Below are 586 nucleotides of genomic sequence, written 5' to 3'. Positions count from 1 at the left end.
GGGTAGTAGGCGCGTGAGGCGTAGCGTACCATCAGTGAATCGACTTTGGCTGGCAGTATCAGGGTCACTTTGACGCCGCGTTTGGCGGCAACGGTTAATGCCATGAGAAGCGGCTCGTCGGGGACAAAGTAGGGAGTGGTAATCGTGATTTGTTTGGTGGCGGCATAGATGGCGCTGATGATGGTTTCGTAGATAACGAAGCTGCCTTGCTCGGGAGCGGATGGAATGATTTGGGCAACAATATCGCCTTGCTGCATTTTTTCGGGAAGGATTTTAGGTAGCAGGCTTTGGGCTTGATTGAGGTATGTTTGTACGTTTTGGAGGTTTTCATCGGTTTCGACGGCAAGGTCGGCGAAGAAGACGGCAGACAGTTCCAAAACCATAGGCCCTGTACAGCGCATCATGACATCTACCCATTCTCCGACGCCGGAGTTTTGTTTGAAATAGCGGGGGTCGACAAGGTTGAAGCTGCCTGTGTAACCGATTTTGCTGTCGATAACGAGGATTTTGCGGTGGTTGCGCAGATCGGTGCGCGTGAATAGTGTACGCCAGATGCCGACAGGTAATGAGGTATGTACTTCAACGC

The 586-nt window shown here is 51.9% G+C and carries 1 protein-coding gene; it reads right to left on the bottom strand.

The annotated features are described in order from the left end of the window. The coding region (locus ACTHUR_RS16200) for a phospholipase D-like domain-containing protein (RefSeq protein WP_440399700.1) at window positions 1-586 on the bottom strand (586 nt) is incomplete at both ends.

Source organism: Neisseria sp. P0021.S007 (assembly GCF_051956855.1).
Note: the sequence above shows the minus strand (reverse complement) of the source record. Positions and strands in the feature narration are given on the sequence as shown.